Below are 15,806 nucleotides of genomic sequence, written 5' to 3'. Positions count from 1 at the left end.
CTTAAAACCATTTGATTAATGAGGCAATGATTTGCTTTGCTTTGATCCCATAAGGAGGTCTTAGTAGCGTCACATTGTTTAACCCAACACGCTGTTTTAGCACACCTTTTTCATTGCTGAAGGCTAAAAAACCATAATATCCATGTGCTTTGCCTATTCCGCTATTATTTACTCCCCCAAAAGGCAATTGCATGTGTAGGTAATGCAGTACACAATCATTGATGACCACGTTTCCTGAACTTGTCTCATGAAGTACTTTTTCTGTTTGTTCAGAATTCTTCCCAAAGAAATATAGTGCTAGTGGTTTTGGTTTTGAATTGACATAAGCAATAGCCTCACTTAAGGAGGTATATGATATAACTGGGAGAATTGGACCAAAAATCTCTTCTTCCATGACCAGCATTTCATCAGTTACATTACTTAAAATAGTTGGTTCTATATAATGTGTGTGTTGATCGCTATTTCCACCAAAAACAAGTTGAGCTCCTTTAGATAATGCGTCTTCAATATTTTTTGTCAGTCTATTGAAATGTTTGTCATTAATTATACGGGCCATATCGGGAGATTTATCGATTCCTTTAAAGTGAGGATCGTACATTTTCTGTAGTGCGACTTTCATTTCCAAAAAGAGGTTTTCTAGCTTGGATTCATGGACCAAAAGATAGTCCGGTGCGATACAGGTTTGCCCACAGTTGACATATTTTCCCCAAATCAGCTTCTCAGCAGCATCTTTGCAATCTGCGTCTTCATCTACGATCGCAGGTGATTTCCCTCCCAATTCCAAAGTCACAGAACTAAGGTGCTCTGCCGCTGCTTTCATGACGATTTTTCCAACCGAAGGACTACCCGTGAAAAAAATATGATCAAAAGGAAGCTTTAGTAAGGCTTGTGATGTTTCTATGCCACCCAAAACGACAGTTACTTCACTAGGATCGAAAAGCTCAGAAATCATTTTCGATATCAGTTCCGATGTATGAGGAGTCATCTCAGAAGGTTTGAGAATCACAGGACACCCTGCCGCCAACGCAGAAATCAAGGGACCGACTGAAAGGTTGAAAGGGTAGTTCCATGGAGCAATGATCAAGGACCTACCTTTGGGTTCAATATAAATACTGCCAGAAGTCCCAAACATTGGAAGAGGAGTTGAGACCGATTTAGGAGTCATCCATTTCTTCAGGTTTTTGATACTGTGATTGATTTCAGCTGTAACAGGAAAGATTTCACTGAGGTCAGTTTCTGGTTCAGGTTTGCCAAAATCGTTTTTTAAGGCATCGCGAATTTCTTGTTGGTGGTTTTTTATCCACACTCCAATTTTTTTTAGCCTAACTATTCTGTCAGCGGTAGAGGAAGTCCTCCATGAAGTGGAGGTTAAGTGCTGGCTTTCAAAAAGATGTTTAAGGTCAATATCGTTTGGTGCAGGGGTGGAGGGACTATGCATTTCTATAAGGCTTAATTTTTTGAATAGGAGGCTGTAGGAGTAATTAAGGTACAAATGTTTTTTTGTTAGAATTTGAACTAGTCAAATAGAGATTTAATAATTAGATGGCTTTGGGTGAAATTCTAGGGGGTTTTGCAAGGAATAAAACAGGTTAAAATTACTTTTCAACCCACTTAAAAATATTTTCACATAAAAAAAAACGCATTACGTAAAAATATTTTGCGTAAATGTTTGGATATGAAAGCCATAAAAGTGTATTTTTAGGGCATAATTAATAATACCAAAGTTTAACTCGATCATTTTAAGCAATCACATCGAACTTTTAGGTAGAATTTTGAAGGAAAAAGGAAAATTTTTAGGCGTCTAAAAAGCCAACTAAAAACGATCCCATATAGAAAACAGGTTTACGAAAGCAAAAAATTTTAAATAATACCGATATGGACCAGTTATCCAATTATCAATTCAGCTCCCAGCCACCCAAAGGTGGATTTTTGGAAGGGATTAAAAAGATAGATCGCTCTGCAGGACTTCTCCTGTTGCTTTTTTTCATGGCGTCTAGTTTTCTTTTACCGTCAACGGGTTTTTCTCAGGGTCAAATTATAGGGACTATTCCCATCGTAATTGATCCGTTAAATCCTCCTGGATGTCCTCAGAACAACGTAAATATTGCGGAAATTCAGTTTCGTCAATTAGACGGAACGCCCTTTCCAGCTCCATTTGATCCAGTTGGATTAGAGCTTGGAGATAACGTTCCAGGAAAGATTTTTGTAAAATATGGTGGTAGTACTAACAACGCATACAATTTGTATGCGCAATTCGATGTATTTATTAATGGTGTAAAGACCGGAGCCACTCGTACCCTTTGTTTATTTGGTGGAGTTAAAGTTCCTACTCAAGATGGGCTATTTTACTTTCTCGATGATTTTAATTGGAATTATGGTGAGAAGATAGAAATCAAAAACATCTACATGACTTGGACGACTGGTAATGCCGGTGATGGAAACTGTACCCCAAGACTTCAAAATTCTCAGTGTTATTATAATCCAACTGGATTGATTGTAAACACTCCTCTAGTAGCAAATTTTGATTTTGAAACTAATTGTAATGATTTCACAGTAGATTTTGAGAATTTGACAACTGGCGGAAATCCTGCGAATTATGTTTATTCTTGGTCATTTACTGGAGGTACTCCTGCATCCTCGGAAGCTTCTGATCCACAAAATGTAGATTTTGGATCAGCTAATTCTTATCAAGTTACTCTACAGGTAACTAGTGGTGGTATTGTCAAATCAATTCAAAAGACGGTTACGCTTTACGGAATTTCACCAGCTGCACCGGTATTGACAGTTCCTACGCCATTGTGTGATGCAACTTCGGTAACGATCACGTTCACTGCAGTTGATGGAGTAGAATACTCTTTAAATTCTGATTTCAGTACTACGATCGCGGAAGGCAGCTTTACAGCGGGTGTAAGTAGCTCAGGAACGGTATATGCAAGAACAGAAGGTACGACTTGTGTGAGCAGTTCAGCTTTCGAAGTAGCTCCAGCCACAGTGACACCAGTTGCACCAGTATTGACAGTTCCTGCACCAACATGTGATGCGACAACAGTAACAATCACATTTACCGCGGCTAGCGGAGTAGAATACTCTTTAAATTCAGATTTCAGCACTACAATCACTAACGGTAGTTTTGCAGCAAATGTAAATAGTTCAGGAACGGTATATGCAAGGACTATAGGTTCTACTACTTGTGTAAGCAACTCAGCTTTCCAAGTAGCTCCAGCTCCAGTGACACCAACAGCACCGGTGTTAGAAGTTCCTGATCCATTATGTGATGCGACTACAGTAACGATCACGTTCACTGCAGTTGACGGAGTAGAATACTCCTTAAATTCAGGCTTCAGTACTACGATCACTGATGGCAGCTTTACAGCGGCTGTGAACAGCACAGGAACTGTATATGCGAGAACAACAGGTACTACTTGTGTAACTACTTCAGCTTTCCAAGTAGCTCCAGCACCAGTAACACCAACAGCACCGGTATTGACAGTCCCTGCACCAACATGTGATGCGACTACGGTAACGATTACCTTCACTGCAGTTGATGGAGTAGAATATTCCTTAAATTCAGATTTCAGCACTACGATTACTGAAGGCAGCTATACAGCAGATGTAAACAGCTCCGGAACTGTATATGCGAGAACAGAAGGTACTACTTGTGTAAGCAGTTCAGCTTTCGAAGTAGCTCCAGCACCAGTAACACCAACAGCACCGGTATTGACAGTCCCTGCACCAACATGTGATGCGACTACGGTAACGATTACCTTCACTGCAGTTGATGGAGTAGAATACTCCTTAAATTCAGATTTCAGCACTACGATTACTGATGGTAGCTTTACAGCAAATGTAAACAGCTCAGGAACTGTATATGCGAGAACAGAAGGTACTACTTGTGTAAGCAGTTCAGCTTTCGAAGTAGCTCCAGCACCAGTAACACCAACAGCACCGGTATTGACAGTCCCTGCACCAACATGTGATGCGACTACGGTAACGATTACCTTCACTGCAGTTGATGGAGTAGAATACTCCTTAAATTCAGATTTCAGCACTACGATCACTGATGGCAGCTTTACAGCAAATGTAAATAGCTTAGGAACTGTCTATGCAAGAACAGTAGGAACAACTTGTGTGATCAGTTCAGACTACGAAGTTGCTCCAGCTCCAGGTTCACCAGTAGCACCGGTATTGACAGTCCCAGCTCCATTATGTGATGCAACTACGGTAACAATTACCTTCACTGCAGTTGACGGAGTAGAATACTCCTTAAATTCAGATTTCAGCACTACGATTACTGATGGCAGCTTTACAGCAAATGTAAACAGCTCAGGAACTGTATATGCGAGAACAGAAGGTACTACTTGTGTAACAAGTTCAGGCTACGAAGTAGCTCCAGCTCCAGTAACACCAACAGCACCGGTACTTGATGTACCTGCTCCTGCATGTGATGCGACTACGGTAACGATCACGTTCACTGCAGTTGACGGAGTAGAATACTCCTTAAATTCAGATTTCAGCACTACGATTACTGATGGTAGCTTTACAGCAAATGTAAATAGCTCAGGAACTGTATATGCGAGAACAGAAGGGACTACTTGTGTAAGCAGTTCAGACTACGAAGTAGCTCCAGCTCCAGTAACACCAACAGCACCGGTATTGACAGTCCCTGCACCTACGTGTGATGCGACTTCAGTAACGATTACCTTCACTGCAGTTGATGGAGTAGAATACTCCTTAAATTCAGATTTCAGCACTACGATCACTGATGGCAGCTTTGATGCTGAAGTTGATAGTAATGGAACTGTATATGCGAGAACAGAAGGTACTACTTGTGTAAGCAGTTCAGCTTTCCAAGTAGCTCCAGCACCAGTAACACCAACAGCACCGGTATTGACAGTCCCTGCTCCTGCATGTGATGCGACTACAGTAACGATCACGTTCACTGCAGTTGATGGGGTAGAATACTCCTTAAATTCAGATTTCAGCACTACGATCATTGATGGAAGCTTTACAGCAAATGTAAATAGTTCAGGAACTGTATATGCGAGAACAGAAGGTACTACTTGTGTAAGCAGTTCAGCATTCCAAGTAGCTCAAGCTCCAGTTACACCAGCCGCACCAGTTTTAACTGTTCCTGCTCCAACGTGTGATGCCCCTTCAGTAACAATCTCGTTCACTCCTGATCAGGGAGTAGAATATTCCTTGAATTCAGATTTCAGTACTACGATCACTGATGGTAGCTTTACAGTAGCTGTAAACAGCACAGGGACAGTATATGCGAGAACAATAGGCACAACTTGTGTGATTAGTTCAGACTACGAAGTAGATCCAGCTCCAGGTTCACCAGCAGCACCGGTATTGACAGTCCCAGCTCCATTATGTGATGCTATTACGGTAACAATTACCTTCACTGCACTTGAAGGAGTAGAATACTCCTTAAATTCAGACTTCAGTACTACGATCACTGATGGAAGCTTTACAGCAAATGTAAACAGCTCAGGAACTGTATATGCGAGAACAGAAGGTACTACTTGTGTAACTAGTTCAGCTTTCCAAGTAGCTCCAGCTCCAGTAACCCCAACAGCACCGGTACTTGATGTACCTGCTCCTGCATGTGATGCGACAACAATAACGATCACGTTCACTGAAGTTGATGGAGTAGAATACTCTTTAAATTCAGACTTCAACACTACGATAACTGATGGTAGCTTTACAGCAAATGTAAATAGCTCAGGAACTGTATATGCGAGAGCAATAGGCACAACTTGTGTGATCAGTTCAGACTACGAAGTAGCTCCAGCTCCAGTAACACCAACAGCACCGGTACTTGATGTACCTGCACCAACGTGTGATGCGACTACAGTAACAATTACCTTCACAGCAGTTGACGGAGTAGAATACTCCTTAAATTCAGATTTCAGCACTACGATTACTGATGGCAGCTTTGATGCTGAAGTTGATAGTAATGGAACTGTATATGCGAGAACAGAAGGTACTACTTGTGTGATTAGCTCTGGTTACGAAGTCGCTCCAGCGCCAGTAACTCCAGCAGCACAGGTATTGACAGTCCCTGCTCCAGCATGTGATGCGACGACAGTAACGATCACGTTCACTGCAGTTGATGGAGTAGAATACTCTTTAAATTCAGACTTCAGCACTACGATCACTGATGGAAGCTTTACAGCAAATGTAAACAGCTCAGGAACTGTATATGCGAGAACAGAAGGTACTACTTGTGTGATTAGCTCTGGTTACGAAGTAGCTCCAGCTCCAGTAACACCAGCAGCACCGGTATTGACAGTCCCAGCACCATTATGTGACGCGACTACGGTAACGATCACGTTCACTGCAGTTGACGGAGTAGAATACTCCTTAAATTCAGACTTCAGCACTACAATCACTGATGGAAGCTTTACAGTAAATGTAAATAGCTCAGGAACTGTATATGCGAGAACAGAAGGTACTACTTGTGTAAGCAGTTCAGCTTTCCAAGTAGCTCCAGCTCCAGTAACACCAACAGCACCGGTATTGACAGTCCCTGCTCCTGCATGTGATGCGACAACAGTAACGATCACGTTCACTGCAGTTGATGGAGTAGAATACTCTTTAAATTCAGATTTCAGCACTACGATTACTGATGGTAGCTTTACAGCAAATGTAAACAGCTCAGGAACTGTATATGCGAGAACAGAAGGTACTACTTGTGTGATCAGCTCAGGCTTCGAAGTTGCTCCAGCTCCAGTAACACCAACAGCACCAATATTGACTGTTCCTGCTCCAACGTGTGATGCCCCTTCAGTAATAATCACGTTCTCTACTGAGCAGGGTGTTGAATACTCCTTGAATTCAGACTTTAGCACTATGATCGCTAAGGGCAGCTTTACCGCGGTTGTAAACAGCACAGGAACAGTATATGCGAGAACTATAGGTACTACTTGTGTGATCAGCTCTGGTTACGAAGTAGCTCCAGCACCAGGATCACCAGCGGCACCGGTATTGACAGTTCCTTCTCCACTGTGTGATGCGACCACAGTAACGATCACATTTACTGCAGCTAATGGAGTAGAATACTCCTTAAATTCAGACTTCAGTACTACTATCTCTAACGGTAGCTTTACAGCGGCTGTAAACAGGTCAGGAATTGTATATGCGAGAACAACAGGTACTACTTGTGTAACTAGTTCAGGTTATTCAGTAGCTCCAGCTCCAGTAACACCAGCAGCACCGGTATTGACAGTCCCTGCTCCAGCATGTGATGCGACAACAATAACGATCACGTTCACTGCAGTTGATGGAGTAGAATACTCCTTAAATTCAGACTTCAGTACTACTATCTCTAACGGTAGCTTTACAGCGGCTGTAAACAGGTCAGGAATTGTATATGCGAGAACAACAGGTACTACTTGTGTAACTAGTTCAGGTTATTCAGTAGCTCCAGCTCCAGTAACACCAGCAGCACCGGTATTGACAGTCCCTGCTCCAGCATGTGATGCGACAACAATAACGATCACGTTCACTGCAGTTGATGGAGTAGAATACTCCTTAAATTCAGGCTTCAGTACTACGATCACTGATGGCAGCTTTACAGCGGCTGTGAACAGCACAGGAACTGTATATGCGAGAACAACAGGTACTACTTGTGTAACTACTTCAGCTTTCCAAGTAGCTCCAGCACCAGTAACACCAACAGCACCGGTATTGACAGTCCCTGCACCAACATGTGATGCGACTACAGTAGCGATCACGTTCACTGCGGTTGATGGAGTAGAATACTCCTTAAATTCAGGCTTCAGTACCACTATTACAGATGGTAGCTTTACATCAGAAGTTAACAACTCAGGTACGGTATATGCGAGAACAATAGGCACAACCTGTGTGATCAGTTCAGACTACACAGTTGCTCCAGCGCCGTTATCACCAGTAGCGCCTACTAGTGATGGAGACCAAGTTGAGTGTCTTCAGGATCAGATGGTAGCTTTGACAGCATCAGCTAATGTTGGCGAAGGACTTAGCTTAGTTTGGTACGATGCGCCAACAGGAGGAAACGAAGTAGCTGATCCTAGCTTGAATGCTGTTGGAAACGTAACATACTATGCTCAGGCAGTAAATGATGAGACTGGTTGTGTAAGTTCGACTAGAACTCCAGTCACATTGACAATATTTAATTGTGCAATCCAATTCGTTAAAACAGCTGATGTTACTGAGGTTAAAGAAATTGGTCAAGTGATCACTTACACTTTAACAGTTACCAACACTGGAAATTCAACATTGACTGATGTGACTATTACCGATCTGATGACAGGATTATCAGATAAGAACATAGGCACTTTACTTCCAGGAGAGGTTAAATCAGAGGAGACAAGCTATACTGTTACAGATTCTGATCTTCAGAAAGAATCCATCTTGAACGTAGCAACGGTAAAAGCAACCCTGCCAAATGATGAAACTATTGAAAAAGAGGCAAGTGAGACAGTAGGAGTATCAAACAACCAGATCATTGCAAACGATGATGCCTTTGGAACCTACTTCCTAAGCTATGGTGGTAGACTGGGTAACATCCTTGATAATGATTTATTGAATGGTGTAAGACCTGACGATGCGGATGTTGACTTCGAATTCACTGAGCTTGACGGAATAATAGGTCTGTTGATCGATGAAAATGGGGAATTGAACTTGATCCCAGGAGTGAATGAGGCAAGAGAATATACCTTAAAGTATACACTTCGTGAGGTGGCTAATCCTTCCAATAGTGATGATGCACTAGTAGTATTCAGATTATTGAATGATCAAGTAGATCTTAGCGTAACAAAAACATCCTTTGAGGCTGAAATATTTGAAGGTGACGAATTTGAGTACGAAATCGTTATCACCAATGGAGATACGCCTGCGACGAATGTAGTTGTGACAGATAATCTTCCTGCTGGGGTGACTTATATCAGCAACACTGTAACTGGAAACAGTACGAATGCGACAGTAAATGATAATGTGTCTGGAAGTGCGATTACCTGGACGATTCCAGCATTGGAAGCTAATGCTACCATCACAATTAGAGTGAAGGTAAATGCAGTAACGCCAGGTACAATCACAAATACAGTGATTATTGGATCTGAAGAAGATGATACTGATGATTCAAATAATCAGGATGATGATGTAAATACAATTAAACCATTCCACATACCGAATGTGATTACTCCAAATAATGACGGAGACAATGATACATTTGAAATTGAAGGGATTAACATATTTGTTAGCACTGAGATTACTATATTTAATAGGTACGGTGATCATGTATTTGAAAAGAAGAATTACCAAAATGATTGGAATGCTCCAGGACAAGCGGCTGGCACTTACTTCTACGTGTTGACAGCTATTGATAAAGCAGGTCAGCCACACGTGTACAAAGGTTGGATACAAGTAATAAAGAGTAATTAAGATACGTCTGCGGACAGGAAGAAAATAGACAGCATATGAAAACTACTTTTAAAATCATTGGAATGACCTTTCTTGTGGCCATATTGGCCACCGGGGGGACTTTTGGACAGCAGCTTCCGCAGTTCAGCCAGTATATCTTTAATGGGTTACACATTAACCCAGGATATGCAGGGTATAAACAGGAGGGGTACATTCAGTCTACTTACCGAAGTCAGTGGGTTAATTTCCCTGGAGCTCCGGAGACGTTCACTGTAACGGCGGATTTATCTGCTAACGAAGGAAAGATGGGATTCGGTATTTCTTTTCTAAGTGACAATTTAGGACCTGCAAAAACTACGGGAGGCTTATTAACCTATGCCTATCGGATTCAGACAGGTACTAACAGTCATTTGGGTCTGGGAGTAAGCGCAGGCTTCTCGCAGTATTCGATAGATGGAAGTATGATGGATCCGAACGACTATCCTGATTCTCAGATTCCTGACGGCAGAATTAACGTGACCGCACCGAATTTGAATACAGGATTGTTTTTCAATACAAACAGGTTCTATGCCGGTTTCAGTGTTTACAATATGGTAGGAAAGAAATCTTTGGAGAAAGAAGATGTAGCACTCGCCTATCATGATTTCCACTATTACCTGACCGCAGGAGCAATCTTCGATTTTGGAGATATGGTGAAGTTCAAGCCTAGCTTTTTGATCAAGGAAGTTAAAGGTGCACCGACCAATTATGATCTGAATGCGATGTTCCTGCTTGGGGAAAGGCTTTGGGTGGGAGGATCCTACCGAAGTAACATCAAAATTTGGAATGATAATCTACAGGAGAACCTGAACAGTCGCAATGCAGTAGCAGCGATTGTGGAGATCTACGCTACCAAGCGATTACGTCTGGGCTATGCCTATGACCATAACCTTAATGTGTTAAGTAACTATCGGAACAACTCTCATGAGCTTTCTGTAGGCTACTATATCACTCCAAGAACAGCAGTAATGAAAAACCAAAGATGGTTCTGATTATGAAAAAGACAATTACAATACTCAGTATTACCGCAGCGATGATCTTTGGATCCGTAGGAATAGCAGATGCTCAAAACAGCAAGGTACGTTATGCCGACGCACAGTTCAAGCTGATGAATTATACGCATGCATTAGAAGTGTATGAGCAGTCGTATGCGAAGAAGCCTAACTATGAGACTGCCAAAAAAATCTCAAAGACTCAGGATATCATTCGGGATTACGACAAGTCATATGAGTGGTGGAAAACAACAGTAGGTTATGATGAAGCGGAAAATTTCGATTATACCAATTTCCTAAGGTCTGCTCAGTTGACAGATAATTTTAATGAGGCTGTAAGTATATTAGAGGCAAAGGGAGTAGCAGCCGACAGCTTGGGAGTAGTCAAGTTATTGACACTTCAAAGTAAGAAGAAAGTAAAGCTGGAGCCGGCAGAAGGACTAAATTCTGCAGGATCTGATTTTGATCTATCTGTGGATTCAGATGGGAATAAATACTTTGTATCAGACCGAGGTGGAGTATATCCAAGTGAAACGCCTAGTTTGAGGATAGATGCCAAAAACAAATACTTCAGTGAAGAGAAAAGTGACTTCAACGACAGAGAGTACTTTTCGGTATATAGACAAGATACTACAGGTAACATTACTGAATTAGTATCGAATGTACCAGGTACCTACCACTTTTCAGATCCTAGTTATGACAAAGGACAGGGAATCATGTTTTACTCTGTGACTAGAGATATTAAGAAAGTTCGGAAGCGTGATAATATAGTAGTTCAGCCTGAGATTTATTATAGCAAATTGAATGCAGACGGCACAATGGAAGGGTTTTATCCTGTACCGTTCAATGACTCTATAGGTTATTCTGTAATGAATCCTTTTGTGGATGAGGAAGCCAAGCGACTTTATTTCACATCTGATATGCCTGGTGGAATGGGCGGTACGGATTTGTATTATGCGACCTACGATGAAAACATGACGTTTGGCACTCCAGTCAATTTGGGTTCTCAAATAAACACGTCTGGCAATGAATCTCATGCTTTTAGGAACGGAAATAAATTTTATTTTAGTTCTGCTGGACATCCGGGAGTAGGTGGAATGGATGTTTTCCAATCAAACTACACGGCTAGTCAGTTTAGCAATGTGCAGAATATGGGGATGCCGATCAACTCGATGGCAGATGATTTTGCATACCGCGAAATATTAGACAAAGATGGCAATCCAGAAGTTTATGTTTCCTCTAACAGAGCAGGTGGACAAGGACTGGATGATATATACACGATAGAAGAAGTGTATAAGCAATTCCTTGCTAGAGTAATTGATTGTGATGGATTGGTGATAACGGATAGCTACTTGGCTACGTTGAGAGATAAGACCCAAAATGGTAATGTGCAGACCACAAGGGGCAAGACTGGTGAACTTCTTGCAGAACTTGAGCCAGAAAGTGATTTTGGTATTGTGATTTCCAAGCCTGGTTATTTTAGTGTGACTGACGAGAGCCTTACAACAAAAGGCTTTGTAGGAGACACGGTAAAAAGAGAATATACACTAATTGCTATTCCTTACCAGTTGCCAGTTCATGTAGATATCGTGTATTATGACCTTGATAAATTTAAGATCAGAGAAGATGCCAAGCCGGTTTTGGATAAAATGGGTGAGATGATGAACAAGTATCCATTCTTAGATTTGTTGGTAGCTTCTCATACAGATTCTAGAGCTAGTGATGAATATAATATTATCCTTTCCAACAACAGAGCAAAAGCAGTGACTGAATACATGGCACAGCATAATATTTCTGGAGACAGGATTAGGTTAGAATGGTTTGGAGAGCAGGGATTGGTGAATAATTGCGGAAATGGAGTACCATGTCCTGAGGTTGACCATCAGTTGAACAGAAGATCAGAATTGATCCTAGAAGCTTTTCCTGATACAAGTAAGCAATACGAAATACCTGAAAGCTTCAAGGATATGAATTTCTGTGATCCAGAAACTTTGTTTGAAGATATTCAAAAAGAGCTTGCTTCAATCCCTACGATCTATTTTGACTTTGACAAGTCGATGCTAAGATCTGTACATAAGAAGGAGCTGGAGCGTACAGCGATTATGCTTCAGCGTATGCCAAATCTGATGCTGTACATTGAAGGACATACCGATCAGCGGGGAGACGACGTATACAACAAGCCTTTGTCTGAGCGTAGAGCCGAAGTCGTTAAGGCGTATCTTACTAAGAGAGGCATCGAAGCCAATAGAATGGAAGATACTTGGTTCGGAGAGACCAAGCCGATAAATAACTGCAATGAAATCACTTGTACTGAAGCGATGCACCAGTTGAACAGACGTACCGAACTTAGAGTAGGAAAATCATCATTTACTTATTCAGGAAGAAAGAAGAAAGTAGATACAATGTAATACGCTATTGATGTGAATAATATAGTGCTAAAAGTGGCTGCCATATGGCAGCCACTTTTTTGTTGTCTGTTTCATCAATAGATTAAAGCTTGAAATTCCGGATAATACCCACATTTATCCTACTGGCATGCTGTATTTGATTCCCATTTAAATCTTGCCAAATCGGGTGCTGATAGACAAGGTTTAAAGTAGTTTGGGTGATATTAAAATCAAGGCCTATTTGAGCAAAGGCTACTTTTCCTCCAGTTAGATTTTGCTTAACATCATTCCATAGATCCTTCTCTGAAGCTTCATAATAAAGCCCTGCATTAGGCGCGAGAAGTACTTTGTCACTCGCCTGAACCTGATGAAAGTAAATGGCGTAGGCATTAAAACTCTTGCCGGCCTGATAGTTCTGGGCACCTTCTGTACTGAATTGATAGCTGGCTCCAGCATTTATTCCCTGATTGTTTAGAAACCATTGATAGTTTAATCTAGGTATGATTGCCAAGGCCTTTTTTCCAGGTTGTATGATGGGGTCATAATAATCATGGTTTTCATTATCCGATTGAATCAAAGCCTGCCCCGTCGGTAAATTTATGGCAATTCCCAGACGTATGGTATGCCTTGATTTCTGATTATAAACCATCAAAATGTAATCTCCTGCTAAGGTCAGATCCCCCCAGCCTTGTACAAAAAGGGTAGTATCCCGGCTTGGGTTAGGAAGGTCAAGATATTCTTCATAGTACACCTTATTGAACTCATAAGGCAATACTGCCGTGAAGTTCCATTTGTTTTTAATCGTAAAATTGCCGCGGACTTCTATCGTCTGATAGGTTTCAAAGTCTTCCTTGGATTTTTTCACATAGAGATTATTTCCTTCGGGCTCATGCATGATTATGGGATAGTTGCCCGGAAGTAAATTCGTAGATAGTTGCTGGGGATAAGTTAAAACGGACTGAGCTGCAGTAGATATTGAGCTGTAACTTTTATAGTCATTGAATGCTCTATATCTGTAGAAAACGCCCAGGTAACTTTTGTTTTGAAGCAGGCTGTATTCGAAGAAATTGCAGCTGTCGCAGGCATAGCTTTTCTGAATTCCAAGACATGAAAAACAGACTAGGCTAAGCAATATTATTTTATAATAAGTAGATTTCATCAGTTCGTTAGGTGATGATGTTGTTTAATAAATATTGAATCAGTCAACGAACCGAGGAATGCAATAAGCGCTTCTCGTTCATTTTGACTTAAGGAAATACCACTCGTAAGTTGGGAAGCAAGAGATTCATTAACCTGAATTCCATTTTGATAGTGATCTAAGACTTCATCTAAAGTCTCGAATCTCCCATCATGCATATATGGAGCTGTTAAATAAATATTTCGCAGGGTAGGAGTTTTGTAGGCTCCCATATCTTCAGGATTGGATGTGATTCTATACCTTCCTTGGTACAAACCTTCAAGTTCTGGTGGATTTGGATATTCGCTATCCAAGCCATTGTTATGAAAGGATCTATCAGTGAAAAGCCCTTCTCGATGACAACTGGAGCAGTTTTTTTGATAGAGCTGATAGCCGTTGAGTTCTAACTCGGTAAACCCTTCCTCCTTTCCTTTCCAGCGATCATACTTTGAATCTTGAGAAATCAGCGTTCTCAAATATTGGCTGATTGCTCTGGTAACTTGTGCACTTTCAATTCTTCCTTCTGAAAAGATTAGGCCGAATTGCTGTTTGTACTCGTTGTCATTTTCAAGATATGTCACTACTTCGTCGAGGTTAGCATCCATTTCGTCAGAATGTGTAAGTGGGCCAAAATTCAGCGATTCCAGATCATGTGCTCCTCCATCCCAGAACAGTCCGTCTGACTGCCAAGCTAAATTGAAAATAGCAGGTGCAGATCGGTGCAATTTTTTACCTGAAACCCCATGATCAGCCAAGTTAATACCATCTGTAAATGCTAATTCTGGGCTATGGCAAGTAGCACAGGAAACCTTGCCATTAGAAGAAAGATTTGGGTCAAAGAATAGTTTTTTACCCAAAGCGACACCTTCTTCTGACGTGATATTCCGCTCTGGCTGTGGAAACCCAGCAACCTGAAGGGTATGAGATATCTTAGGAATATAATAATGGATTTCAGGCGCTAGCTCAATTGGATCTTCTTCAGGAGAACAAGCCCAGGCTAAGATGAAACCAGTAAATAGGAAGAGTTTGGAAAACGTTTTCATAGGAATACCGGGGGACCAAAGGCCCCGGGATATTGATTACTTCACTGTAATAAAACCTTCAGAGTAATTCTCGGCAACCTTACCTGCCATTTCGCCGAACATGATCGTGGTGCTTTCCAACTCACTCACTAGAAGTACATTTGGATCTTTGAATAACTCATCCAAATTTGAAATAAGCATCAATGAAGTTGATTTGCCAGCTCTCACTCCTGAAAGAGATTGAGTAACTGTTTTAAAATTGCCGTTGGTGCCAATATGCATCACTAGACCTTGTCTGTCACCTGAAGTAGCATTGGTGAATTCACCTTCAAGTACTAAGAACTTGTAACCTGTGTTCCAATTCCAAGCCATGTCGGAATTAGGGTCCAAGTCGCCTGTCTGGTCAGTTTTACCATTCGCTACTTCATCTACACCGATGGAGAAAGTAAGTTGGTCGTAATTGGAAGAAGGAATCATTCCCAGATCAATGCTCTTGTTTCCGTCTTCACTGATTAGGTGGTAGCTATCCATTTCCTCAAACATTTCACCTGTCTGGGAGTTGGTCAATACCACATTGGAAATGTAATACTTGAATTTTTTTGGAGTGAAGTCTTCGCCTGACGGTAGTGTAAAAGACTTTCCATTCAGTTCCAAAGTTTGGCCGTCCAGCACATGTTCAATCGTAAGATCCATCGCCATAGTGGCAGGAATTTCCTCGTCTTTACAAGAAGAAAAGATCAATAATGAAGAGAATAGTGCCGTATAAATTAGATTTTTCATT

Annotated in this window: 7 protein-coding genes; 3 read left to right on the top strand and 4 right to left on the bottom strand. The window is 41.3% G+C overall.

Annotated features, from left to right (window positions below):
* Position 1 precedes the first annotated feature (1 nt).
* The gene (locus ESV85_RS14900) at positions 2-1,438 is read right to left on the bottom strand and encodes an aldehyde dehydrogenase family protein (protein WP_146918916.1); all 1,437 of its coding nucleotides are present in this window, start codon (positions 1,436-1,438) and stop codon (positions 2-4) included.
* A gap of 437 nt (positions 1,439-1,875) precedes the next feature.
* Here ESV85_RS14900 and ESV85_RS14895 point away from each other — a divergent pair, with 437 nt between their 5' ends.
* The 3 genes from ESV85_RS14895 to ESV85_RS14885 are packed head-to-tail and all read left to right on the top strand — an operon-like array spanning position 1,876 to position 12,847.
* The gene (locus ESV85_RS14895) at positions 1,876-9,429 is read left to right on the top strand and encodes a gliding motility-associated C-terminal domain-containing protein (protein WP_146918915.1); all 7,554 of its coding nucleotides are present in this window, start codon (positions 1,876-1,878) and stop codon (positions 9,427-9,429) included.
* A 35-nt stretch (positions 9,430-9,464) separates the two neighbouring features.
* Complete coding sequence (locus ESV85_RS14890) at positions 9,465-10,439, top strand: type IX secretion system membrane protein PorP/SprF (protein ID WP_146918913.1); 975 nt, start codon at positions 9,465-9,467, stop codon at positions 10,437-10,439.
* Positions 10,440-10,441: 2 nt separating this feature from the next.
* Entirely contained in the window at positions 10,442-12,847 is a 2,406-nt protein-coding gene (locus ESV85_RS14885) for an OmpA family protein (protein WP_223276008.1), read from the top strand.
* Positions 12,848-12,929: 82 nt separating this feature from the next.
* Here ESV85_RS14885 and ESV85_RS14880 read toward each other — a convergent pair whose 3' ends face one another.
* From ESV85_RS14880 to ESV85_RS14870, 3 genes are read right to left on the bottom strand one after another with little or no spacing between them, the layout of a single operon-like run.
* A complete protein-coding gene (locus ESV85_RS14880; protein ID WP_146918909.1) occupies positions 12,930-13,985 on the bottom strand; it encodes a hypothetical protein in 1,056 nt (351 codons plus the stop codon).
* Positions 13,985-15,046: a cytochrome-c peroxidase gene (locus tag ESV85_RS14875; RefSeq protein ID WP_146918907.1), complete on the bottom strand. Its 1,062-nt coding sequence runs from the start codon at positions 15,044-15,046 to the stop codon at positions 13,985-13,987. Before ESV85_RS14875 ends, ESV85_RS14880 begins: the two co-directional genes overlap by 1 nt.
* Before the next feature lie 36 nt (positions 15,047-15,082).
* Entirely contained in the window at positions 15,083-15,805 is a 723-nt protein-coding gene (locus tag ESV85_RS14870; protein WP_146918906.1) for an MbnP family protein, read from the bottom strand.
* Position 15,806 lies beyond the last annotated feature (1 nt).

Source organism: Algoriphagus aquimarinus, assembly GCF_007997215.1.
Lineage (GTDB): Bacteria > Bacteroidota > Bacteroidia > Cytophagales > Cyclobacteriaceae > Algoriphagus > Algoriphagus aquimarinus_A.
Note: the sequence above shows the minus strand (reverse complement) of the source record. Positions and strands in the feature narration are given on the sequence as shown.

Excerpts from the sequence above, each read along its gene's own strand:
- ESV85_RS14900 (WP_146918916.1), bottom strand. The coding sequence starts at position 1,438 with ATGCATAGTCCCTCCACCCCTGCACCAAACGATATTGACCTTAAACAT.
- ESV85_RS14890 (WP_146918913.1), top strand. The coding sequence starts at position 9,465 with ATGAAAACTACTTTTAAAATCATTGGAATGACCTTTCTTGTGGCCATA.
- ESV85_RS14875 (WP_146918907.1), bottom strand. The coding sequence starts at position 15,046 with ATGAAAACGTTTTCCAAACTCTTCCTATTTACTGGTTTCATCTTAGCC.
- ESV85_RS14870 (WP_146918906.1), bottom strand. The coding sequence starts at position 15,805 with ATGAAAAATCTAATTTATACGGCACTATTCTCTTCATTATTGATCTTT.
- ESV85_RS14895 (WP_146918915.1), top strand. The coding sequence starts at position 1,876 with ATGGACCAGTTATCCAATTATCAATTCAGCTCCCAGCCACCCAAAGGT.
- ESV85_RS14885 (WP_223276008.1), top strand. The coding sequence starts at position 10,442 with ATGAAAAAGACAATTACAATACTCAGTATTACCGCAGCGATGATCTTT.
- ESV85_RS14880 (WP_146918909.1), bottom strand. The coding sequence starts at position 13,985 with ATGAAATCTACTTATTATAAAATAATATTGCTTAGCCTAGTCTGTTTT.